Consider the following 22483-nt stretch of genomic DNA (forward strand, 5'->3'; position numbering starts at 1 on the left):
CTGCCCACATCGCTGCAAAATCAGCGACCGGGTTTGGCGACCCGACCCAAACAATAGGCGCACAGGCGCCACCATAACGATTGCTGGCGTTTTTTTTCGCTCGTATTTTTCCGTTATGGCGGCTGTGCGCGGGAGACCTTCGGGTCTGCCGGGTTCCTATTGTCCCGGTTCGCCAACCTGCGCACAGCTGCCACCCATAATCGTTTGGCGACGGTTCGTGGCAGTTCCTCAACGATAGGAGCTAGACCATGTATAAAATTGATTCGTCCAAAATCTGTGTTTTCACGTTCTTTGTAACCACGCTGGCCCTTCTTCGAAGGCATGCAAATACTCAACTCCTCCCAACCAGCGGAGGTGTTCAATGACCAATCCCCAAGATCTGAAAACCATCGGCCTCACCCACTTCTCCTTCCACGCCAACGAACCGCTGTTTCGCGTCAATGCAGGCGTTCCGGTTATCCAGGCTCTCTACCATGCTTCCGATCTACTCCACGTTGCCAAGCTGCTCGCAACAGACGCGGCCATGGTTCGCGATACTGATCGGCACGCTTGGGCGTCGCATTTTTTGCAGGATATGAGTAAGGCGATCATCGATGATGTTGTGAAGGTGCTTGATGCACCATGCAACAACCGAGTCAGCAATGTCGCGCCATGATGTGAGCTGCAAGTTTAAAAAAGCCCCGAATCAGCGGTAATGCTGTTCACTTACGGCCGACACTGACCCCGTGGCGAGGGAGCTTGCTCCCGCTTGAGTGCGTAGCACTCACAAAAAATGGCATTGTTGTCACATTTTTGGGGCCGCTACGCAGCCCAGCGGGAGCAAGCTCCCTCGCCACAAAAGTAGGTGTGCCTGAAGCACCGCGCTTAAGTGAACAGAGTTACGAATCAGCGGGGCCTTTTTGTTTTTCGATCAAGTTTCGTGGACTCCAAACGCAAAAGCGCAATTAGTCTAAACGCCAGCAGTCCACACAAAACGCGCGGGTTACCATACGGATTGACGTAAGCGCCATCACTGGCAGAAAATCGAACCAAGAGCGCGAAACCGACTGCCATCAGGTGGCGATAGTCGGCGTTAGGAACCCCGTTGATGACCTGAAAATCAGCGCCCGGGTGAGACCTCTTTTAAAAAGCAGCCTTATTGGTTGCTTTTTTATGCCCACAAAAAAGCCCCGAACCAGTCGGGGCTTTTTCTTTCTCAGCCTCTGATCAGACCTCGATACCGCAACCCATCATCAAAAGATATTGATCGGATAATCCACAAACACACGCACTTCGTTGCCGCTGACGTTGTACTCGCTCGACTTCTGCGACACGCGCAGGACTGAGCTGCGCAGTTTCACGCTGAGGTCTTTGGCCGGGCCGCTTTGGACGACGTATTTGATCTGGTTGAAGATCTCGCGCTCGGTGCCGCCTTCGCTGGTGGACGTGGTGATGTTGTCACCGCGTACGTAGGCGAAGTTGTAGCTCAGGCCCGGTACACCGAAGGTGCTGAAGTCCAGGCCGTAGCCCAGTTGCCAGCTGCGTTCGTCTTCGGCGTTGAAGTCGGACCAGTAGGAGTTCGCCAGGTAGATGGTGTTGCCACCGTCGCCGACGCGACCCTGGTCTTTCTGGTAGCCGCCGTAGGCGTAGCCCAGGTTGCTGTCGCCGGTGCTGCGCTGGTGCGCGAGGGTGAACGAGTGCGGGCCGGTGACGAAGGTGGCCGCCAGGCTCCAGATTTTGTTGTCGTCGCCGGTGATACCGTTTTCGCGGACGTAGGAATCGTCCAGCTTGGTGCGGTAGCCGTTGAAGTCCAGGGTCAGGGACTGATCCTTGTCGATCGGGAACACGTAGTTGGCGTTCACGTATTGCTTCTTCAGCACGTCTTCGACGTCGGAAGCGTACAGCGCGGCCTTGAATTGTTCGGTGAACTGGTAGCTACCGCCCAATACGTTGATCGACTTCAAGCCACCGCTGTCACGGCCTTCGGCGCTTTTACGCGATTCGGCGGTGAAGCGACCGGCGTCCAGTTGCAGGCCTTTGATCTCCCTGGAGGTGATCAGTGTGCCGGTGTAGCTTTCCGGCAGCAGGCGCGAGTTGTCGTAGCTCAGCACCGGCAGGGCCGGCATCTGGTCGCCGTAGGTCAGGGTGGTGCTGGACAGGCGGAACTTGATCGCTGCGCCGCCCTTGGACAGGTCGTCCGCCGGCTCGCCGCTGTCGCCCTTTTTGAAGAAGTCGATGCCTTGCGCGCCGCTACGGTCTTCACTGCGCTCCAGGTTCAATGCGTACAGGCCGAAAGCGTCCACACCCACGCCCACGGTGCCTTGGGTGAAGCCAGACGAGAACGTGCCGATGGCCGCTTGGCCCCACTCGGATTTATCCGGGTTGCCGTCTTTGAAGTCACGATTGATGTAGGCATTGCGCAGCAGCACTTTGAGGCTGCTGTCTTCAACGAAACCCTTGGATTCGGCCTGGTCGTTCGCCATGGCCTGTGTAGCGCTCAACATCCCCAGAGCAATCAGGCTGATTCTCTTGTTCAACATTTTGTTTTTTCCTTGATGCGGTTGATACGCGCTGTGTCGAATGGCCGAAACGGCGCTATTGCGCTCTTATTTCAAGGCGAAAACAAAAAGGCCCGCCCACGATTTCTCGCGGCGGGCCTTTTATTGTTTTTGAGTCGTGGCGGTCGGCCACAGGCGTTGGGCCGAATCGTAGCTGCGCCCTTAACGAGGTGTCAATTTCATGAATCTTCTAGAAATAGGCGAAAAACGTCTAAGAAACTGCTTTACGCGGCAGGAATATTCAATCGGCGCAGCCTTCGAGACCACAGGCTGCTACGGAATGGGATGAGTGCTGCTCCGGCAGCGACTGACCCAGCCACTGCGCAAAGGCCTGGGGTTTGCCCAGCCAGGGCCCGATATCGATCAGGGTGAATTGGCCATTGTGTTCAAGTACGAGGGTCGGAAAACCCTGGCCGCCCACCTTGGCCAGCAAAGCCCGGCTGTCCTTGATATGGCCTTCGGTGTCGGCCGCACCGAAGGCTCTTTCGAAGGCTTGAGGGTCCAACCCCATATCGTGGGCCAGTTCAAACAGTACCGACTCGTCGGCGATGCGGCGCCCTTCTACGTAGTGAGCACTTTGCAAACGCCCCAGCAACTCCAGCCCGCGACCTGCCATTTGCTCGGCAGCCAGCACCGCAGCGATGGGTGGAGCCGAGTCGAACACGGCGCTGTGATCTCGCAGCAAACCTTCGAAATAAGCTTCACCGAACGGCTGCCCGCTGTATTCGGCAATACGCCGGTCATGGGGCATGACGTAACTGCGCAGTTGTGGCGAAACCTTTTGCCGATTGGCCCCCGTCATCATGCCGCCGCCGTGGGCAAGCACGGGCAGCACAGCCTGGGCGGCTTGCACCAGTGGTTTGGCGCCGTAGCACCAACCGCACAACGGGTCGTAGATGTAATGCAGGATCATGGGAAAGCTCCGACAGAAATTCAGGAAAATTCGATGTCGGCAGATTAGTGCCGCCGCAGCCGCGGAAAAACGCCGGATCAGCTTTCAGTCTGTTGCTTGAATCGGTCGAATGGTTGCGTAAAACCCTTTGTATCAACTCAGAAACAATTCGAAACAATCAAATGAGACAAGTTCTCAATTACAGCTAACGACAGTAAATGACAAGCATTACTATTCGCGCCCTCCACCTGTTTCAACCTAAAAATCCTACGGATGCGCTCTTCAATGCCTGCCCCTTTTCGCTTTGCGCCCTACAGCCTTGGGCTCTCTGCCTTGTTGTCTGCCGGTTTTTCCTTCGCTGCACCGACCACCTTGCCTGCGACATCGATCAGCGCCGAAGCTGAAGCCGACGACCCGCGCGTGACACAAACCAACACGGCGACCCGGACCGCCACGCCGGTGCGCTACGTGCCACAAGCCATCGACTCGATCAAAACCTCGAACGTGATGGATTACGGCACCAACGATCTGGGCACGGCACTCAGCGGCATCCCCAACGTCAGCAGCGGCGCCGACACACGCTTTGACAGCCTGCGCATCCGCGGTTTCGACGCCAGCAACGACTTCTATCTCGATGGCATCCGCGACGACAGTCAGTACGTGCGCGACTTGCACAACATCGAACGCATCGACGTCCTGAAAGGCCCTGCCGCCGTGTTGTATGGCCGTGGCAGCCAGGGCGGCATCGTCAACCGGGTGAGCAAGCTGCCCGAGTTCGGTCGCCGCTCGACCCTTGAAGCCCAGGGCGGTAGCGAGGACTTGCGCAGCCTGTATGCCGACCTCAGTGCCGATCCTTCCGAGAACCTCAGCCTGCGCCTGAACATGGGCAACATGGACGAGAACAGCTTCCGCGATGGCGTGAGTGGCAATCGGCAGCTGTTCGCACCCTCGATGAGCTGGCAGCTGACACCCGACCTGAACTGGTTGGTGCAGTACGAATACAGCCGCTACAACCGCACGCCGGATCGTGGCATCCCCGGTGTGGACGGTCGCCCGGCCGACGTAGGACGCGATACCACCTACGGCAGTGAAAACGATTTCATCGACGACAAGGCGCAATCCCTGCGTTCGAAACTCACCTATGAATTGAGCGACAACTGGCAACTGCGCCAGACCCTGGGTGTGTTCAAGCTCGACAGCGATTTCGACAATACTTACTTGAGCGGTTATGTCCCGGCCACCAACAAGGTCACGCGCCAGCACTGGCAGCAGGACCTGAACACCCGCAATGTCTACAACAACGTCGAGCTGGAAGGTGGTTTCGATACCTTCGGCCTGGAGCACCGCTTGCTCACCGGCATCGAGATCGGCAGCCAGCGCCGCGACCCGCTGCTGTACACCGCCGCCACTTCCGGGCCGGGCAGCTCCCCGGTCCCGGCGCTGGACCTGTACGCCCCCGACCGCAATTTGCGTCATACCGGGCGCATGGTGGTGTCGAGCAACACCCATACCGAGGTCGAGAGCCGAGCGGTGTATGTGCAGGATCAACTGCGCCTGAACGATCAATGGCAGTTGCTCGCCGGCCTGCGTTACGACACGTTCGATATCGAGTCGACCAACAAGGTGCGCAACATTTCCGAAGACCGTGACAGCCATAGCACCAGCCCTCGCGTTGGCGTGGTCTGGACGCCGCTGCAAAATCACTCCTTCTACGCGTCCTGGAGCAAGACGTTCTCGCCGGTCGGTGGTGGCTTGATCGGCATCACTCCGGGCGCGGCCGGTAACAGCAATGACCTGAGCCCCGAGCTGACCAGGCAGAAGGAAATCGGGGTCAAGAGTGACTGGCTCGATGACCGCCTGAGCACCACGCTGGCCATCTACGAGCTGGAGCTCTACAACCGCCGCACCAGCGATCCGAACAACCCGACCATTACCCTGCTCTCCGGGCTGCAACGTTCACGCGGCATCGAGCTGACTGCCGCCGGCAGAATTACCGGCAACTGGTACGTGCGCGGCGGCGTGGGTCTGCAGGACGCAACCATCGAAAAGGACAACAACGGCCTGGAAGGCAAGCGCATCAACAACGTGGCCAAGCACAACGGCAGCCTGTTCCTGACCTGGAAACCGGAAATGGGCTGGTATGCCGAAACCGGTTTGACCCTGGTTGGCGACCGCTATGCCGACAACCTCAACACCGTCGTGTTGCCGGGTTATGGCCGTTGGGACGCATTGGCAGGCTTCCGCCAGAAGGATTGGGACCTGCGCGCGGCGCTGAACAATATCAGCGACAAGACGTATTACTCGTCGGCGACCAGTGCATTCCAGATCCAGCCGGGGGCACCGCGTAGCCTGGTGGTGACGGGTACCTACAGCTTCTGAGTACGACGTCACAACACCTGTGGGAGCGAGCCTGCTCGCGATAGCGGTGGGTCCGTCGATATAAATGCGGGCTGATCGGACGCCATCGCGAGCAGGCTCGCTCCCACAGGCGATCGTGGTGATTGTATGAATCTGAGCCCAAAAAAAAGCGCTGCCATCCCGGCAGCGCTTTTTTTTGATCAATCCGTTGTTGTTCTTCTTATCCTTCCATTACATCCCACAACGCATCCAGTTCCGCCTCGCTGAACAAACCAGCAGGGTAACGCTCGATCATCGTCCGGCGCGGATCAGTTTCACTGATCTGACGCATTCCATTGGACTTGAACCAGTGCGCCAGAATCTGGAGCGATTCGCTGTTTACGGCCAGGGGATGCAACGCCTTGTCGCTCACTACGTTCACTTCGGCGTTCATTTCAGCGCTCTCTCCCGGTTTGTGAGCGGCTAACTTATCCAAGGTTTATGACAGAACATCGAAGTCCTCCCCCTCCCCGAGTTACAACAGCAGAGATACAAGAGCTGTGCCAAGGTGTCTGAAGTGTGGCCTTGCAGATACAAAAAAGCCCGCAACCCTGAAGGGCTGCGGGCTCTGTGCGTTGCAGGACGCTGATTTACCGCTTGAGAAATTTCGCAATCAACTCAAGCTGTTACAACCTCACTCACTCCTTGTGCGGCGCAGGTTGCTGCTGGGTAAGGCAGTGAATATTGCCGCCCCCCAGTAACAGTTCGCGACCAGGCACCATCACCACTTCATGCTGTGGGAACAGGTTCTGCAGGATTTCCTTTGCCGGGCCATCCTGCGGGTCGTCAAAGCACGGCGCGATGATGCCGCCATTGACGATCAGGAAGTTCACGTAGGAACCGGCCAGACGCACAGTCGGGTTACGTTCCTGAGTACCGTCCACCGGATCGACGCCGGCACATTCTTCCTCGGTCGCAAACAGCGGGCCCGGGATTGGCATTTTGTGCACCGTGAACGGGCGACCCTTGGCGTCGGTGCTGCTTTGCAGCACGTTCATCGCCGCCTGGCAGCGCGGGTAGTTCGGGTCCTGCGGATCATCGGTCCAGGCCAGCAGCACTTCACCCGGACGCACGTAGCAGCAGAAGTTATCCACATGGCCGTCGGTTTCGTCGTTGAACAAGCCATCCGGCAGCCAGATGATTTTATCCACAGCCAGGTTCGCACTCAGGACCGCTTCGATTTCTTCGCGGCTCAGGTGCGGGTTGCGATTGCGATTGAGCAGGCATTCTTCGGTGGTGATCAGCGTGCCTTCGCCGTCGACGTGAATCGAACCGCCTTCAAGTACGAAGCCTTCGGTGCGGTAACGCGGGCTGCGCTCGATCTCGAGGATCTTGCCGCCGACCTGCGAGTCACGGTTCCACGGCGAATACAGGCCGCCGTCAAAACCGCCCCAGGCATTGAAGTCCCAGTTCACGCCACGGACTTCGCCATTGTTATTGATGACGAACGTCGGACCGGAGTCGCGAACCCAGGCGTCGTCACTGGACATTTCCACTACGCGAATATTCGGCACGTCCAGACGGGCACGGGCGTTTTCGTACTGGCCGGCGGAAACCGCCACGGTGACCGGTTCGAAACGGGCGATGGCCTTGGCCACGGCCACGTGCGCGGCTTGTGCCGGCTTGCCACCCAGGCGCCAGTTGTCCGGGCGCTCGGGCCAGATCATCCAGGTTTGGGTTTGGGGTGCCCATTCGGCTGGCATGTAGAAGCCGTCGGCGCGAGGGGTGCTGTTCAACGTGGTCATGACTCAGGACTCCGGAGTGGCGTTGATGCCTGACAGAAAAGAAAGCGCGTCACTTTATATCCGATAAATATCGGCTTTTAAAGCACCATCAATCTGTAGTTACAAAAAAAACCAACAAAAAGCCGATATCAATCGAATTAACACCACCACCTCTGTGGGAGCGAGCTTGCTCGCGATGAGGCCATTCCAGTCACAGATTTTTCGACTGAAAGACCGCTATCGCGAGCAAGCTCGCTCCCACAGAGGGAATGTGGTTACAGGCCTTCTGCGAGCACCTTCGACAGCATGTCCACGAAGAAATCCACGCTCTGGCGCGAGGTGACCATCGGCGGCTTGATCTTGAGGATGTTCAGGTAATCGCCGGTCGGCTGCATGAAGATCCCCAGCTCGCGTAAGCGATCGCACAGTGCGGTGGTTTCCTCGGTGGCCGGCTCCAGGGTTTCGCGGTTGCGGATCAACTCGACGCCCAGGTAGAAACCGGAACCGTGCACCGCGCCCACTAACGGATGAATATCGATCAACGCTTCGAGGCGCTGCTTGAAGTGGCCGCCAACGACCTGGGCGTTCTCCCAGAGTTTTTCCTCTTCCATCACATCCAGCACGGCCATGCCGACCTGGCAACTGACGGGGCTGCCACCGGCGGACGAGAAGAAGTAACCCTCGGCCTCGAGTGCCTCGGCGATTTCCCGGCGGGTGATGACCGCGCCCAGTGGCTGGCCGTTCCCCATGCCTTTGGCCATGGTGATGATGTCCGGCACCACGCCTTGCTCTTCGAAGCCCCAGAAGAAATCGCCCATGCGTCCGTAGCCGACTTGCACTTCGTCGGCGATGCACACGCCGCCCTGGGCCCGGACCATGCCATAGACTTGTTGCAAATAGCCGGGTGGCAGCGAGATACCGCCGGCATTGCCGTACACCGGCTCGCAGATGAAACCGGCCAGTTGGCGTTTCTGCTCGGCGACTTTCGCCAGGTTGTGCTCGACGCTGCGCACGTAATCCGGCGCACTGTCCGGTCCGCGGAATTCACCGCGATAGGTGTTTGGCGCGGTTACCGGGTGCACCCAGTCCGGGCGGCTGCTCAAGGCCCTGGGGTTGTCGGCGATCGAGGTCGACACCGAGTCGGCACCCACCGTCCAGCCGTGATAAGCCTCCAGCACGCTGAGCATGTCGCGGCCGCCGCTGTAGGCCCACGCCAGGCGAATCGCCAGGTCGTTGGCCTCGCTGCCACTGTTGACCAGAAACACGCGGTCCATGCCGTCAGGGGACAGTTTCAGCAAGCGTTCGGAGAACTCGGCCACGGCCGCGTAGTTGAAACGCGAGTTGGTGTTGAGCAACGACCACTGGCGGCTGGCGACCGCCGCCATGCGCGGATGACCGTGGCCCAATACCGCGACGTTGTTGAGCATGTCGAGGTAGGAGCGCCCCTGCATGTCGATCAAATGGTTGCGCCAGCCACGCTCGATGCGCGGCGGGTCGACGTAATAATGTTTTTGCGTACGGGCGAAACTGGCGTCACGCCGGGCCAGCAAGGTCGCGCCGTCGAGTTCTGCTTCGGCATCACAGGCCAGCCCCAGCAGTGCCGCGGGTGATGGGCACAGTGCCTGCCAGGCAGCGGCGCGCGATGGTGTGCAGAACAACGGCGCATCGATCGACGCGCCACGGCTCAACTGCACGATCAACGGCCCGCTGACCGAACCCAGCACCTGGCCTTTGACCAGCGCCGCGCCACTGTGCAGCGACGGCGTGACACCCCAAAGCCGCACACTCAATTGCGGGCCGTCCAGTTGCAGCACGCCCGCCGACAGGTGGTGCACCACACCGGCAAACGGTGCTTCGACCGTCGTGCCCTGAGGTACACGCAGTTCAACGTGCAAGGGGCAAGTGTCCGGTTCAGTGGCGCTGTCCGGGCGGGTGTGGGACAGGCGATATTGTCCATAGCGACTGGCCGCCAGGCCATGAGCCGCGGCCGCTTCATCCAGCAGGCGCTGATCGACACCCTCCTGCTCCCAGTTCCCGGCCTCGAAATGCGGGCTGAGCACCCCCAGGTCGATCAGTGCGAACTCACGTCCCACCAGGCTCGGCAACAGTGGCGCGAAGCCTTCACTGCCGATGGTGGGCAGATTCTGGCCGACGGCGGTGAGGATCGCCGCTTCCATCAATGCCAACGGCACCGAGGTGGCCACACGGAAGATTTCCCATTCATGGACCAGGTTATCGCGACTGTAGGCATTGCCCGGATCGATGCTGACCTGCTGTTCGCCACTGAGCACCAGCACCGCCGCACGGGCGACGATCAGCGGCCACAGCGCCAGCAACTCTTCGTGTTGCAAGGGGTTGACCGCGTGGTAAGCCTGGATCGCCGGCAAAATGCAGAACGGATCGCCCTCGCCATGATGCAGCAGCGCGGCGCAGGTCACCGACAGATCGGTAATACGCCAGGTACGCACCAGGTCACCGAAATCGATCACGCCTTGCAGTTGCCAATGGCGTTGCGCATCGCGCTGCCACACCACGTTGTCGTCGGTGATGTCCATATGAATGGCCTGCACCGGCAGTTTGGCTTCCAGCGGCTGCAAATGCCGTTCGGCTTGTGCGGACGCGTCGACGATCAGTTTGCGTTGGGCTTCATCCTTGATCACCGGCAGCAAGTGCGCGATCAGGGCGTGAGCGTGGCGGGCGTCCCATTGCAGGGTTCGCACCAGGCCCGGATGGTCGAAGTCCGCCAGGGCCAGGTCCATTTCACCGCACAGGCGACCAAAGCCGGACACCACCGTCGGGTTGAAATGGCCAAGGCTCGTCAGCGGCTGGCCTTCGATGTAGTCGAGCAGGCGAACGTGCACTGCCTGGCCACCCACGTCCAGAGACAGCAGGTCTGCACCGTTTTTCGCTGCGATAACACGCGGCACATGGACATCGGGGTGCTCGCCCAAGTGCTTGAGCCCGGCATGCTGTGCCTGAAGCTCAACGACCGAGTAGTCGCCACGGCAGATTTTCAGGACGAAACGTCCCCGCTCGCTGTCGACGCGGTAGTTCAGGTCTTGCTGGCTGCCGAGGGCCTGCAGCCTGCCGCTGAACCCGTAATGTTCTTCCAGCAGCTCTAGCGCTTGCTCCGCAGACACCTGCGGGCTGGGCAAACTGGCGCGATGAATCAACGTGGCGAGCGGCATACAACAACCCCTGAAATTTTATTAGGCGCCTATATCGCCACTGCTTCGGGCGATACGCAACCCCCCGCTAGCCGCTATGAGGGCATTTGTGGGAGCGGGCTTGCTCGCGAAGGCGGGGTGACAGGCAGCCTGAATGTGACTGACACGCCCTCTTCGCGAGCAAGCCCGCTCCCACAGGTTTGGTTCTGGCACTCGCCTCCAATGGCACTTTGCGCAAGAATGGCGGCCATTAAACGCATGCAACTGGAGAGCCCACCATGAACGTAGTGACCACCGACCTGCCCGGTGTTCTGATCCTCGAACCCAAGGTCTTTGGTGACGAGCGTGGTTTTTTCTACGAGAGTTTCAACGCCAGGGCCTTCAAAGAGGCCACCGGGCTGGACACTGAATTCGTTCAAGACAATCACTCCCGTTCGCAGAAGGGTGTGCTGCGCGGCCTGCATTACCAGCTGGAAAATACCCAGGGAAAACTGGTCCGCGTCACAGTCGGTGAAGTGCTGGACGTCGCCGTGGACATCCGTCGCAGCTCGCCGCACTTCGGCAAATGGGTCGCCGTGCGGCTGTCCTCCGCCAATCATCGGCAGCTCTGGGTCCCGGAAGGTTTTGCCCACGGGTTCGTCGTACTGAGCGAATTTGCCGAGTTCCTGTACAAAACCACCGACTACTACACGCCATCGGCCGAACGCAGCATTCGCTGGGACGACCCGGACCTGGCCATCGACTGGCAACTCGAAGGCACGCCGCAACTGTCGGCCAAAGATCAGGCCGGCGTGTTTTTCAAGGACGCCGACGTCTTTGCCTGAAAGGCCGGCGCAAGCTCGCCTATAAAGATGCCGCTGACCCAAGGCGGGCAAGCCTAGGCATAATGCGCCTGTACCCACAGGCGCATGCTGCTCATGAAACCGACTCTCCCCCCCAGACCCCGTTGGCGCAGCCTGGCCCTGCTGGCACTGTGCCTGGCGCCGTTGCTGTGGCCGCTGGAGCACCTGGCCGAGCGCTATTACCGCAGCGAACTGGCCAGCCAGAATCGTCAGACCCTCGACCTCTATGTCGCCAACCTGCTGGGCACCCTGCACCGCTATGAAGTGTTGCCGCAAATCCTCGGTGACCTGCCGGCCCTGCGCGCCGTTGTCGGTGCACCGGACGATGGCGTCACCCAGGGCAACGCCAACCGCCTGCTGAAAAATATCGCCACCCAGACCGGCGCCGAAGTCATGTACCTGATGGACGCCACGGGCAAGACGCTGGCCGCCTCCAACTGGGACAAACACGACAGTTTCGTCGGGCGAAATTTTTCCTTCCGGCCGTATTTCAGTGAAGCCATGGCCGGGCGGCTCGGGCGCTTCTTTGGTTTGGGTACCACCTCCGCCAAGCGCGGCTACTTCTTCGCCGCCGGCGTGCGCGACGGCGAAAAAATCGTCGGTGTGCTGGTGGTCAAGGTCGACCTTGACCACACCGAAAGCCTCTGGGGCAAAACCCCGGAACAACTGCTGCTGACCGACCACAATGGCGTGGTCATTCTCACCTCGCGACCGGAGTGGCGATTCCGCTCGACCCGTCCGTTGAGCGAGGCCGAAAGCAAGGCCATCACCGCGATCCAACCCTATCCAACCCGCGAGCCAAAACCGCTGGAGCTCAACCCCAATGCCTGGCTGACCCAGACCCAGCAGATCGCCGAAACCGGCTGGAATGTCAGCATCCTAGCCCCGCGCACCTTGATCGACCGCCCGGTGCGCACGGTGGTGGCCATCGGCGGTGCAACGCTGCTGGTGTTGATGCTGTTGCTTGGCCTGATGATGCAGCGCCGCCGTCATTACCTGGAACGCATTGCTTTCGAAGCCAAGGCCCGCCGCGAACTGGAGGGCCGGGTCGCCGAGCGCACCAGCGATCTAGAAGGCCTGAACCGGCGCTTGAAACAGGAAGTACTGGAACGCGAACAGGCCCAGCAGGAACTGGTACGCGCCCAGGATGATCTGGTCCAGGCCGGCAAACTGTCGGCACTGGGCACCATGTCGGCGAGCATCAGCCATGAACTCAATCAGCCGCTGGCAGCGATTCGCAGCTACGCGGAAAACGCCGAGGTGCTGCTCGACCACCAGCGCACCGACGATGCCCGCGGCAATCTCAAGCTGATCAGCGAATTGACCGGTCGCATGGCCTCGATCATCGCCCACCTGCGCGCCTTTGCCCGGCGCGACCGGCATGCCCCGGAAAGCGTGGCCCTGCAACCGGCGCTGGATGATGCCCTGGCCTTGTTGGCCAAGCGCCGACGCAGCATGGACGTCGAGCTGATCCGTGATCTGCCCGCCGCCACCCTGTGGGTCGAGGCCGGGGAAACCCGCCTGCGCCAGGTGCTCGGCAATCTGCTGGCCAACGCCCTGGATGCCCTGACGGAAAAAGGCCCGCCACGTAAACTCTGGCTGAGTGCCCAATCCACGGCCGATGGCGTCAACCTGTACATTCGCGACAACGGCCCGGGCTTTTGCATGGAAGCCCTCGGGCGCGCCAGCGAGCCGTTCTACACCACCAAGACCCGAACCCAGGGCCTGGGCTTGGGGCTGGCGATTTGCGAAACGCTGATGCGCGCCTTCGGCGGTGAACTGTCGTTCGCCAACCACAAGGAAGGCGGCGCCCTGATTACCCTGAAGCTGCGCGCAGGCGCACCAGGCGTGAGCCTGCAACCGTCCGAGGACCGAAGTGCATGACCATCGACAACCGCATCCAGGTCGTGTTGATCGACGACGATCCCCACTTGCGCCAGGCCTTGAGCCAGACGCTGGATCTGGCCGGCCTGAAGATCCTGCCGCTGGCCGAAGCCAAGGGCCTGGCCGCGCAACTGGAGCGCGACTGGCCGGGTGTGGTGGTCAGCGACATCCGCATGCCCGGCATGGACGGTCTGGAACTGCTGACCGAACTGCACGCCCAGGACCCTGAATTGCCGGTGCTGCTGATCACCGGCCACGGCGATGTGCCACTGGCGGTGCAGGCCATGCGCGCCGGGGCCTATGACTTTCTCGAGAAGCCGTTCGCCAGCGACGCCCTGCTTGACAGCGTGCGCCGCGCATTGGCCCTGCGCCGGCTGGTGCTGGACAACCGCAGCCTGCGGTTGGCCTTGAGCGACCGCAATGAGTTGAGCGCGCGCCTGGTTGGCCACTCACCTTCGATGCTGCGCCTGCGCGAGCAGATCGGCGCCCTGGCCGCGACCAGGGCCGACGTGCTGATCCTCGGCGAAACCGGCGCCGGCAAAGAAGTCGTGGCCAGGGCGCTGCACGATCTATCGGGCCGTCGCAACGGTCCGTTCGTGGCGATCAATGCCGGTGCCCTGGCCGAATCAGTGGTCGAAAGCGAGCTGTTCGGCCACGAGCCCGGCGCCTTCACCGGCGCGCAGAAACGCCGCATCGGCAAGTTCGAATTCGCCAATGGCGGCACGTTGTTCCTCGATGAAATCGAAAGCATGAGCCTGGATGTGCAGGTCAAATTGCTGCGCTTGCTGCAGGAGCGTGTGGTCGAGCGCCTGGGCGGCAATCAACTGATTCCGCTGGACATCCGCATCATCGCCGCGACCAAGGAAGACCTACGCCAGGCAGCGGACCAAGGGCGCTTCCGTGCCGACTTGTATTACCGCCTGAACGTCGCGCCGCTGCGGATACCACCCCTGCGCGAACGGGGCGAAGACGCACTGATGCTGTTCCAGCATTTCGCCGATGAAGCCAGTGCCCGCCACGGCTTGCCGCCCCATGAACTGCAACCGGGACAACGTGCCTTGCTGCTGCGCCACACCTGGCCCGGCAACGTGCGTGAGCTGCAAAATGCGGCCGAGCGTTTTGCCCTCGGGTTGGAACTGGCCCTCGACAACAGCACGCCGGAAGGCGGCGCTGGCAATAGCGTTGAAGTGGTCAGCGGCGGTTTGAGCGAGCAAGTGGAGAACTTCGAAAAAACCCTCATCGCTGCCGAACTGGCGCGCTCGCACAGCTCCGTGCGCAGCGTCGCCGAAGCCCTCGGCATTCCGCGCAAGACCCTGCACGACAAACTGCGCAAACACGGTTTGAGCTTCTCGGACAGTGGCGCTTCGGCCCACCCTGACGACCTCGACTGAGCTACCGTTCAATCATCCAATTCAAACAAGAGGCCCCTGAATGAGCCGCGACAGTCGACAACTGGAATCAGTCCTCCATCACGACATTCCCCTCACCCGGGACATGGGCCTCAAAGTGCTCGACTGGCATGACCAGCAACTGCGCCTGCACTTGCCGCTGGACGCCAACGTCAACCACAAGAGCACCATGTTCGGCGGCAGCCTGTATTGCGGCGCGGTCCTGGCCGGTTGGGGCTGGCTGCATCTGCGCCTCAAGGAAGAAGGCATCACGGACGGGCACATCGTGATTCAGGAAGGGCAGATCAGCTATCCGCTGCCGGTGACGGGCGATGCCAACGCCATTTGCCAGGCGCCGGATCCGGTGATCTGGAAGAAATTCCTGACCACGTTCCAGCGATACAGCCGAGCGCGGCTGACGCTGCATACGCGGGTCGTCAATGAAGGCCGTGATGAGGATGCGGTGAGGTTTGTCGGGCAGTACGTGTTGCACCGCTAAATCGGGACCACCACAAAACCTGTGGGAGCGAGCTTGCTCGCGATGGGGTCGTCCAGGCCAACATTGTAGTTGCCTGACCCACCGCCATCGCGAGCAAGCTCGCTCCCACAAGGATTTTGCATCAGCGCGTGGGAATGATCTTATGCGCGCGCCAATTCCAGCAGCTTCTCCCGCCACGCCGCCTTTGCCGGCAACGCCAGGAAGAACGCATTCAACAGCGACTCCCGCGCCGGATAGCTGAACGGCTCACCACTCAACTCCAGCACTTCACCGCCCGCACCTTCCAGTACGCCTTGGGCGGCCGCCGTGTCCCACTGCGAAGTCGGTGCCAGGCGCGGATAGCAATCCGCCGCCCCTTCAGCCAGCAAACAGAATTTCAGCGAACTGCCAATGTTGGCCAGTTGTAGCTCACCAAGACTGGCGCTCAACCCGGCCAGCAAACGCTCCTGCTCAGGACTCGAATGGCGCCGGCTGGCCACCACGGTGAACGACTCACCTGGCGCCAGCGCATCACGCACCTTGATTGCCACGGGCGTACCACCCTTATCGCCACGCCAGGCGCCGAGGCCAGCGCCCCCGACATAGAAGCGACCATTGGTCGGCATCGACACCACACCGAACACCACCCGACCGTTTTCGATCAGGGCGATGTTGACGGTGAACTCTTCGCTGCCGCTGATGAATTCCTTGGTGCCGTCCAGCGGATCGACCAGCCACCAGCGCTGCCATCCGGCCCGCACGCTTTGCGCAATGTTGGCGTCCTCTTCGGAGAGCACCGGGATACCCGGATCCAGCGCCGTCAGTCCGGCCAGAATCAGGTGGTGCGCGGCCAGGTCAGCAGCGGTCACCGGCGAATCATCAGCCTTCGCCGTGACGGCGGTGCCTGTACGCCAGAACGGCAAGATCGCTTCGCCAGCCTGCAAAGCCAGCTCAATGACCGGAGCCATCAACGGATGCGGGAAGTTCATGACTGGAACGCTCCGCGCTGAGTCAACAGATCACGGGCCAGGTACAGCGCCGCCAAGGCACGGCCTTCAGTAAATTGCGGGTTTTGCGCCAGCGCCGAGAGTTCACGCAGATTGACCTTGTCCACCCGCATCGGCTCGGGTTCGTCGCCTTCCAGGCGCGCTTCGTAGAGGTCGGTGGCCAGTACCACCTGAATCTTCTGGCTCATGTAACCGGGGGACAGCGACAGCTCGGTCAGGTGCTCCAGCTGCCGCGCGCCGAACCCGGCCTCTTCCTTGAGCTCACGCTCGGCCGCCGCCAACACGTCTTCGCCGGGCTCGATCAAACCCTTGGGCAAAGACATTTCGTATTCATCGGTGCCGCCGCAATACTCCTCGACCAGCACCGCATGCTCGGCATCGAGCATCGCCACGATCATGACCGCGCCGTACCCGGCCCCTTTGCCAACCAGGCGCTCATACGTACGCTCCACGCCATTGGAAAAGCGCAGCTTCAGCTCCTCCACGCAGAACAATCGACTGGTGGCGACAATTTCGCGGGCGAGTATGGTGGGTTTCTGGCGCATGCAAAGCTCCTTGGCGTGAACGCGCTACTATAACGCGGCTTTCCCGTTTGTTTACGCCAGAAATCTTTCTACTGCCCGAGACGTTGCCATGCCTTCATTACCCTGGTCCGACATCGATACCGTTCTGCTGGACATGGACGGCACGTTGCTGGACCTGCATTTCGATAACCACTTCTGGATGGAGCACCTGCCCCAGCGTTACGCCGAATTGCACGGGGTCAGCCGGGCCATGGCCGAGATGGAATTGCAGCCGTTGTTCGAGCGCAATGCCGGCCAGCTGCAGTGGTACTGCCTGGACTTCTGGAGTGCCGAACTGAAGCTGTCGGTGCGCGACCTGAAACTGGAAACCGCGCATCTGATCGCCCTGCGCCCGGATGCCGACACCTTTCTGGCGGCGATCAAACGGGCCGGCAAGCGCGTGGTGCTGATCACCAACGCCCATCGGGATGCGCTGTCGTTGAAGCTGGAAAAAATCGAACTGGCGCCCTACTTCGAGCGCCTGATCAGTTCCCATGACTACGGATTCCCCAAGGAAAACCCGCAGTTCTGGGATGCGCTACAAGCCGATATCGATTTCGACCCGGCACGCAGCCTGTTCATCGACGACACGTTGCCGATCCTGCGCAGTGCGCGGGATTTTGGCGTGGCACATTTGCTGGCCGTGCGTGAACCGGATAGTCGCAAGGGGCCGAAGGACACGGCGGAGTTTGCGGCGGTCGGGGATTATCGGGATTTGATTGCCGGACTTTGATACCGAGGCGCCTGCTTCGCGGGCAAGCCACGCTCCCACAGAATCTGCGTCGTTCGCATCCTTTATGAACGGCTCAGATTCTGTGGGAGCGTGGCTTGCCCGCGATGGCCATCACGCGGTTTGACGACTTACTCGGGAATTCGTAACGACTGACCCGGGTAGATCTTGTCCGGGTGCGACAGCATCGGTTTGTTGGCTTCGAAAATCTTGTTGTACTTGTTGGCATCGCCGTACACGCGCTTGGAAATCGCGCTGAGGGTGTCGCCCTTCACGACGGTGACAAACACGGCGGCCTTCACCACCGGCCCGGTCACAGTGATCTGATCATCCACGCTGCCCACCCCGGCAATATTGCCCACGGCCAACAGAATTTTTTCCTTCTCTTCCTGGCTTGCCACTTCGCCGGTCACGGTCACCTTGTCACCATCGACCGTCGCTTGCACATTCGGGTTGCCCAGGCCGACCTTGCTGATGTGCTCCTTCAACTGCTCACTGGCATTGGCGTTGCCTGGCGTCAGCAAATCCAGCAGTTTTTCGCCTGCTTCCTTCACAAAGCTCAAAAGACTCATGGTGCACTCTCCTTGGGTTTGGGGTTCCAGACGCAAAAGCCTAGACCACGGCCGCCACTTGCGAATCCAACCCGACCAATGACCCCGCTTGCGATAGAATCCGCACCTTCCCGCGCCCAGGAGCGAAGATGGACATCAAGCAGCTGAAATTCCTCATCGCGCTCGACGAAACCCGCCATTTCGGCCAGGCCGCCGCACGCTGCCACATCACCCAGCCGACCCTGTCCATGCGCCTGCGCAGCCTCGAAGAAGAACTCGACCTGCCGCTGGTCAATCGCGGCCAGCGCTTCGAAGGCTTCACCGCGCCGGGCGAGCGGGTGCTGGCCTGGGCGCGCACGGTGTTGGCGGCCTATGACGGCTTGTATGCCGAGGCCGCGGCCTGTCGCGGCAATCTGGTCGGCACGTTGCGCCTGGGCATGGTGCCGTTGTCGAGCTTCGATCCGCTGCCGCTGCTGCAACGCCTGCACGCCGAACACCCGAACCTGCGCTTCGAGCTTTCAGCGTTGAGTTCGGAACAGATCCTCGAACAACTGGCGAACAATCGCCTGGATCTCGGTGTTTCCTATCTGGAACGCCTGGACGCCGAACATTTCGACTCCCTGGCCTTCAGCGAAACCCGCATGGGCCTGCTCTACGACCAACGCTTCTTCACCTTTGGCGAGGCGCCGCTGAGCTGGGAATCATTGATCGAGCTGCCACTGGGCATGCTCACCAGCGGCATGCACTTTCGCCAGTCCATCGACCATAACTTCCATAGCCGCGGCCTCACCCCACAACCCTTGCTGCAGACCGACGCCGTCCATCAACTGCTTCAAGCCGTGCACGGCGGCCTGTGTTGCGCCGTGATGCCCTTGGACGGCGGCCTCGAAGGGCTGACCGAACACTTGCGCCTGCAACCGATCGAGAACGCCCAGACCCTTGGCCGCCTGGGGCTGATCATGCGTCGCAGCGCCCCCCGCTCAGCCCTGGCGGAAGCCTGCTTCGCGATCTATCAGCAATCACTGACGAACGCTTGATCGACGGCATCTATCGGTAGATCAGTATTAGCGATTAGACGCGACAGTTTGCCGCGCCTAGTCTTAAAGCTGATCAAACCGTGGGTGATGCCATGAACACCAAGCGCCCTGCCTGCGCGGCGCCTGCCCTCGAAACGCCCGCGCCCGCCGCCAGCCAGACGTACAGCTACAGCAACTTTGAATACTCGGAATCGGACAGCACCGCGCTGGCCGAGGAAGTCGCGTTGGCGATTGCCTATAACGGCATCAGCCAGGCGGTCATGCTGGTAACGCCGACGGATCTGGAGGACTTCATTGTCGGCTTCAGCCTGGGCAGCGGCATCATCCAGGACGCCTCGGACATCTACGACCTGCAACTGACCGGCTCGGGCTCGGCGCAATACGCGCAAGTGACCATCGCCAATCGCGCCTTCTGGAACCTCAAGCAGCAGCGTCGGCAACTGGCCGGCACCAGCGGTTGCGGGCTGTGCGGCGTGGAAGCGGTCGAGCAGGCCTTGCCGGACCTTCAGGTATTGCCCGGCGCCCCGCTGCCACCCGTTGAATGGCTCGATGGCCTGCGCCAGCGCATCGGCGCCTTCCAGCCGTTGGGCCAGCATTGCGGTGCGGTGCACGCAGCGGTGTTCATGAACGATCAGGGCGAGTTGCTGATGGGCCGCGAAGACATAGGCCGACACAACGCCCTCGACAAGCTGATCGGAGGCCTTGTCCGCCAGAACATCCCGACCGCCGGCGGGCTGGCGATTGTCACCAGCCGCTGCAGTCTCGAACTGATCCAGAAAGTCCTGCGCGCCGGCATCCAGACCCTGGTCAGCCTGTCGTCGCCCACGGGCCTTGCCGTGCAGTGGGCTCGGCGCCACAACCTCAACCTCATCCATTTGCCACAGAAAAATGCGCCGCGGGTCTACAGCCCAACGTTGGAGAATCAAGCGTGAGTCAACACCGTCAAGCCGACCAGACCCCCGTTCCTCGTTACAAGCCCTACAAAGGTCCTGCCGGTGGCTGGGGCGCTCTGATCAGTGTGGCCCAGGCCTGGTTGACCAGCGACAACGCAATGAAAAATCTGCGCATCATGCTCAAGACCAACCAGAACGGTGGCTTCGACTGCCCGGGTTGCGCCTGGGGCGATTCTCCGGAAAAGGGCATGGTGATGTTCTGCGAGAACGGCGCCAAGGCGGTGAACTGGGAAGCGACCAAGCGCCGTGTCGACGCCAAATTCTTCGCCAGACACAGTGTCACTTCATTGCTGGAGCAGAGCGATTACTGGCTCGAATACCAGGGTCGCCTGACCGAGCCGATGAGCTACGACGCTGAAACAGACCGCTATAAACCGATCAGTTGGGACGCCGCCTTCGCGCTGATCGCCAAACACCTGAACGGCTTGTCGAGCCCGGACCAGGCCGAGTTCTACACCTCGGGCCGTGCCAGCAACGAAGCGGCATATTTGTACCAGCTGTTCGTGCGCGCCTACGGCACCAACAACTTCCCTGACTGCTCGAACATGTGCCATGAGGCCAGCGGTGTGGCGCTGTCGCAAAGTGTCGGCGTCGGCAAAGGCACCGTGACGTTCGACGACTTCGAACACGCCGATGCGATTTTCGTCTGGGGCCAGAACCCCGGCACCAACCACCCACGCATGCTCGAACCGCTGCGTGAAGCGGTGAAACGCGGTGCGCAAGTGGTGTGCATCAACCCGCTCAAGGAACGCGGCCTGGAACGTTTCCAGCACCCGCAGCACCCGATCGAAATGCTCACCAACGGCGACAAGCCGACCAACACCGCTTTCTTCCGCCCAGCCCTGGGCGGTGACATGGCGATTATGCGCGGCATGGCGAAATTTCTCTTGCTGTGGGAACGCGACGCACAGAAAACCGGCGCACCCGCGGTGTTCGACCATGACTTCCTCAACGAGCACGGCGCCAATGTGCTGGAGTACCTGGCAGTCATCGACGACACCCCGTGGGAGCAGATCGTCGAGCAGTCCGGCCTGACCCTGGTCGAGATCGAGCAAGCGGCGCGCATGTACGCCAAGGGCAAGAACGTCATCATGTGCTGGGCCATGGGTATCACCCAGCATCGCCATTCGGTGGCGACCATCCAGGAGATCGCCAACCTGATGCTGCTGCGCGGCAACGTTGGCCGTCCGGGTGCCGGCCTGTGCCCGGTGCGGGGTCACAGCAACGTGCAGGGCGACCGGACCATGGGCATCAACGAACGTCCGCCGGCAGCCTTTCTCGATGCCCTGGAGCGCCGCTTCCAGTTCAAGGTGCCACGCCACAACGGCCACAACGTGGTCGAGGCGATTCATGCCATGGCCGAAGGCCGGGCGAAAGTCTTCATCGGCCTGGGCGGCAACTTCGCCCAGGCCACGCCAGACAGCCCGCGCACATTCCAGGCCTTGCAAAACTGTGACCTGACCGTGCAGATCAGCACCAAGCTCAACCGCAGCCATTTGACCCACGGCAAGGACGCGTTGATCCTGCCGTGCCTGGGCCGCACCGACATCGATATCCAGAACGAAGGCCCGCAAGCGATAACCGTCGAAGACTCGTTCAGCATGGTCCACGCCTCCAATGGCCAGTTGCAGCCGCTGTCGAACCAGATGCGCTCGGAACCGGCGATCCTGGCCGGCATTGCAGCGGCGACCCTGGGCAGCCACCCGGTGGACTGGAACTGGCTGGTAGCCGACTACAGCCGCATCCGCGACCTGATCGCCGAGACCATTCCAGGATTCAAGGACTTCAACGAGAAGGTCAAGAGTCCCGGCGGTTTCTACCTGGGCAACAGTGCCGGCGCACGCCAGTGGAACACCGCCTCAGGCCGGGCCAACTTCCGCCCCAACGCACTGCCCAAAGACCTGGTGCACGAACGCACCCGCGCCACCGGTGTACTGCCTGACCTGATCATGCAATCGATGCGCTCCCACGATCAGTACAACACCACGATCTACGGCCTGAATGACCGCTATCGCGGAGTGAAGGGACAACGCGACGTGTTGTTCGTCAACGAGGCCGACATCATTCGCCTGGGCTTCAAACCGGGGCAGAAGGCTGACATCGTTTCGCTCTGGGACGATGGTGTTGAACGTCGGGTGAAAGGCTTCACACTGCTGGCATTCGACATCCCGGCCGGGCAAGCGGCGGCGTACTACCCGGAAGTGAATCCGCTGGTGCCTCTGGAAAGCACCGGCGATGGCAGCCATACCCCGACATCGAAGTTCGTGGCGATCCGGTTGGAAGCGGCGAGCGAGACTGGGTTGATCATGGCCAGGTCGGCGTAACGCGTCGTC

The 22483-nt window shown here is 61.0% G+C and carries 18 protein-coding genes; 10 read left to right on the plus strand and 8 right to left on the minus strand.

All coding sequences use genetic code 11. The features are described 5' to 3' along the window. The first annotated feature begins 361 nt into the window (after nt 1–361). Nucleotides 362–655 (plus strand): DUF3077 domain-containing protein, encoded by a 294-nt coding sequence (locus AC3WJW_RS05745; protein WP_104451190.1) that lies wholly within the window; start codon nt 362–364, stop codon nt 653–655. A gap of 577 nt (nt 656–1232) precedes the next feature. On the opposite strand, the gene AC3WJW_RS05750 is transcribed toward AC3WJW_RS05745, so the two are convergent. Further along, complete coding sequence (locus AC3WJW_RS05750; RefSeq protein ID WP_493725404.1) at nt 1233–2519, minus strand: OprD family porin; 1287 nt, start codon at nt 2517–2519, stop codon at nt 1233–1235. Between the two features lie 259 nt (nt 2520–2778). Beyond that, nucleotides 2779–3450: a DsbA family protein gene (locus tag AC3WJW_RS05755; RefSeq protein WP_493725405.1), complete on the minus strand. Its 672-nt coding sequence runs from the start codon at nt 3448–3450 to the stop codon at nt 2779–2781. A gap of 264 nt (nt 3451–3714) precedes the next feature. On the opposite strand from AC3WJW_RS05755, the gene AC3WJW_RS05760 reads away from it, so the two are divergent. Beyond that, nucleotides 3715–5808 carry a TonB-dependent receptor gene (locus tag AC3WJW_RS05760; protein ID WP_493725406.1) on the plus strand — a complete coding sequence of 698 codons (2094 nt, stop codon included), beginning with the start codon at nt 3715–3717 and terminating at the stop codon, nt 5806–5808. Between the two features lie 199 nt (nt 5809–6007). Here the strand turns inward: AC3WJW_RS05760 and AC3WJW_RS05765 are convergent, their stop codons facing one another. The 3 genes from AC3WJW_RS05765 to AC3WJW_RS05775 all read right to left on the minus strand — a co-directional run bounded on the left by AC3WJW_RS05765 (nt 6008) and on the right by AC3WJW_RS05775 (nt 10738). Further along, nucleotides 6008–6220, minus strand: coding sequence for a hypothetical protein (locus AC3WJW_RS05765; protein ID WP_007972820.1), 213 nt, complete (start codon nt 6218–6220; stop codon nt 6008–6010). Nucleotides 6221–6464: 244 nt separating this feature from the next. After that, entirely contained in the window at nt 6465–7571 is a 1107-nt protein-coding gene (aguA, locus tag AC3WJW_RS05770; RefSeq protein ID WP_493725407.1) for an agmatine deiminase, read from the minus strand. A gap of 254 nt (nt 7572–7825) precedes the next feature. After that, nucleotides 7826–10738, minus strand: a complete 2913-nt coding sequence (locus tag AC3WJW_RS05775) for an aminotransferase (protein WP_493725408.1) — start codon at nt 10736–10738, stop codon at nt 7826–7828. A gap of 257 nt (nt 10739–10995) precedes the next feature. Here AC3WJW_RS05775 and rfbC point away from each other — a divergent pair, with 257 nt between their 5' ends. The 4 genes from rfbC to AC3WJW_RS05795 all read left to right on the plus strand — a co-directional run bounded on the left by rfbC (nt 10996) and on the right by AC3WJW_RS05795 (nt 15330). After that, nucleotides 10996–11541 carry a dTDP-4-dehydrorhamnose 3,5-epimerase gene (rfbC, locus tag AC3WJW_RS05780; protein ID WP_102700239.1) on the plus strand — a complete coding sequence of 182 codons (546 nt, stop codon included), beginning with the start codon at nt 10996–10998 and terminating at the stop codon, nt 11539–11541. A 93-nt stretch (nt 11542–11634) separates the two neighbouring features. Further along, complete coding sequence (locus tag AC3WJW_RS05785; RefSeq protein WP_493725409.1) at nt 11635–13443, plus strand: sensor histidine kinase; 1809 nt, start codon at nt 11635–11637, stop codon at nt 13441–13443. After that, a complete protein-coding gene (locus AC3WJW_RS05790) occupies nt 13440–14834 on the plus strand; it encodes a sigma-54-dependent transcriptional regulator (RefSeq protein ID WP_007972827.1) in 1395 nt (464 codons plus the stop codon). Before AC3WJW_RS05785 ends, AC3WJW_RS05790 begins: the two co-directional genes overlap by 4 nt. A 40-nt stretch (nt 14835–14874) precedes the next feature. Beyond that, entirely contained in the window at nt 14875–15330 is a 456-nt protein-coding gene (locus tag AC3WJW_RS05795) for a YiiD C-terminal domain-containing protein (protein ID WP_095964528.1), read from the plus strand. Between the two features lie 140 nt (nt 15331–15470). On the opposite strand, the gene cysQ is transcribed toward AC3WJW_RS05795, so the two are convergent. Next, nucleotides 15471–16298 (minus strand): 3'(2'),5'-bisphosphate nucleotidase CysQ, encoded by an 828-nt coding sequence (gene cysQ / locus AC3WJW_RS05800; RefSeq protein WP_493725410.1) that lies wholly within the window; start codon nt 16296–16298, stop codon nt 15471–15473. Then, the gene (gene nudE, locus AC3WJW_RS05805; protein ID WP_007972833.1) at nt 16295–16861 is read right to left on the minus strand and encodes an ADP compounds hydrolase NudE; all 567 of its coding nucleotides are present in this window, start codon (nt 16859–16861) and stop codon (nt 16295–16297) included. Before nudE ends, cysQ begins: the two co-directional genes overlap by 4 nt. 88 nt (nt 16862–16949) lie before the next feature. On the opposite strand from nudE, the gene yrfG reads away from it, so the two are divergent. Continuing rightward, nucleotides 16950–17612, plus strand: a complete 663-nt coding sequence (gene yrfG, locus AC3WJW_RS05810) for a GMP/IMP nucleotidase (protein WP_150755608.1) — start codon at nt 16950–16952, stop codon at nt 17610–17612. A gap of 128 nt (nt 17613–17740) precedes the next feature. On the opposite strand, the gene lysM is transcribed toward yrfG, so the two are convergent. Continuing rightward, nucleotides 17741–18181, minus strand: coding sequence for a peptidoglycan-binding protein LysM (lysM, locus tag AC3WJW_RS05815; RefSeq protein ID WP_007972838.1), 441 nt, complete (start codon nt 18179–18181; stop codon nt 17741–17743). Between the two features lie 128 nt (nt 18182–18309). Here lysM and AC3WJW_RS05820 point away from each other — a divergent pair, with 128 nt between their 5' ends. The 3 genes from AC3WJW_RS05820 to AC3WJW_RS05830 all read left to right on the plus strand — a co-directional run bounded on the left by AC3WJW_RS05820 (nt 18310) and on the right by AC3WJW_RS05830 (nt 22474). Continuing rightward, complete coding sequence (locus tag AC3WJW_RS05820) at nt 18310–19197, plus strand: LysR family transcriptional regulator (protein ID WP_493725411.1); 888 nt, start codon at nt 18310–18312, stop codon at nt 19195–19197. Between the two features lie 92 nt (nt 19198–19289). Beyond that, nucleotides 19290–20129: a formate dehydrogenase accessory sulfurtransferase FdhD gene (gene fdhD, locus AC3WJW_RS05825; RefSeq protein WP_218485834.1), complete on the plus strand. Its 840-nt coding sequence runs from the start codon at nt 19290–19292 to the stop codon at nt 20127–20129. After that, nucleotides 20126–22474, plus strand: coding sequence for an FdhF/YdeP family oxidoreductase (locus tag AC3WJW_RS05830; protein ID WP_493725412.1), 2349 nt, complete (start codon nt 20126–20128; stop codon nt 22472–22474). Before fdhD ends, AC3WJW_RS05830 begins: the two co-directional genes overlap by 4 nt. Nucleotides 22475–22483: the final 9 nt, after the last annotated feature.

It is taken from the genome of Pseudomonas sp. GW821-FHT07G06 (assembly GCF_058986625.1).

Excerpts from the sequence above, each read along its gene's own strand:
- AC3WJW_RS05755 (WP_493725405.1), bottom strand. The coding sequence starts at position 3,450 with ATGATCCTGCATTACATCTACGACCCGTTGTGCGGTTGGTGCTACGGC.
- AC3WJW_RS05795 (WP_095964528.1), top strand. The coding sequence starts at position 14,875 with ATGAGCCGCGACAGTCGACAACTGGAATCAGTCCTCCATCACGACATT.
- yrfG (WP_150755608.1), top strand. The coding sequence starts at position 16,950 with ATGCCTTCATTACCCTGGTCCGACATCGATACCGTTCTGCTGGACATG.
- AC3WJW_RS05790 (WP_007972827.1), top strand. The coding sequence starts at position 13,440 with ATGACCATCGACAACCGCATCCAGGTCGTGTTGATCGACGACGATCCC.
- AC3WJW_RS05820 (WP_493725411.1), top strand. The coding sequence starts at position 18,310 with ATGGACATCAAGCAGCTGAAATTCCTCATCGCGCTCGACGAAACCCGC.
- AC3WJW_RS05765 (WP_007972820.1), bottom strand. The coding sequence starts at position 6,220 with ATGAACGCCGAAGTGAACGTAGTGAGCGACAAGGCGTTGCATCCCCTG.
- lysM (WP_007972838.1), bottom strand. The coding sequence starts at position 18,181 with ATGAGTCTTTTGAGCTTTGTGAAGGAAGCAGGCGAAAAACTGCTGGAT.
- fdhD (WP_218485834.1), top strand. The coding sequence starts at position 19,290 with ATGAACACCAAGCGCCCTGCCTGCGCGGCGCCTGCCCTCGAAACGCCC.
- cysQ (WP_493725410.1), bottom strand. The coding sequence starts at position 16,298 with ATGAACTTCCCGCATCCGTTGATGGCTCCGGTCATTGAGCTGGCTTTG.
- AC3WJW_RS05760 (WP_493725406.1), top strand. The coding sequence starts at position 3,715 with ATGCCTGCCCCTTTTCGCTTTGCGCCCTACAGCCTTGGGCTCTCTGCC.
- nudE (WP_007972833.1), bottom strand. The coding sequence starts at position 16,861 with ATGCGCCAGAAACCCACCATACTCGCCCGCGAAATTGTCGCCACCAGT.
- AC3WJW_RS05745 (WP_104451190.1), top strand. The coding sequence starts at position 362 with ATGACCAATCCCCAAGATCTGAAAACCATCGGCCTCACCCACTTCTCC.
- AC3WJW_RS05750 (WP_493725404.1), bottom strand. The coding sequence starts at position 2,519 with ATGTTGAACAAGAGAATCAGCCTGATTGCTCTGGGGATGTTGAGCGCT.
- aguA (WP_493725407.1), bottom strand. The coding sequence starts at position 7,571 with ATGACCACGTTGAACAGCACCCCTCGCGCCGACGGCTTCTACATGCCA.
- rfbC (WP_102700239.1), top strand. The coding sequence starts at position 10,996 with ATGAACGTAGTGACCACCGACCTGCCCGGTGTTCTGATCCTCGAACCC.
- AC3WJW_RS05775 (WP_493725408.1), bottom strand. The coding sequence starts at position 10,738 with ATGCCGCTCGCCACGTTGATTCATCGCGCCAGTTTGCCCAGCCCGCAG.
- AC3WJW_RS05785 (WP_493725409.1), top strand. The coding sequence starts at position 11,635 with ATGAAACCGACTCTCCCCCCCAGACCCCGTTGGCGCAGCCTGGCCCTG.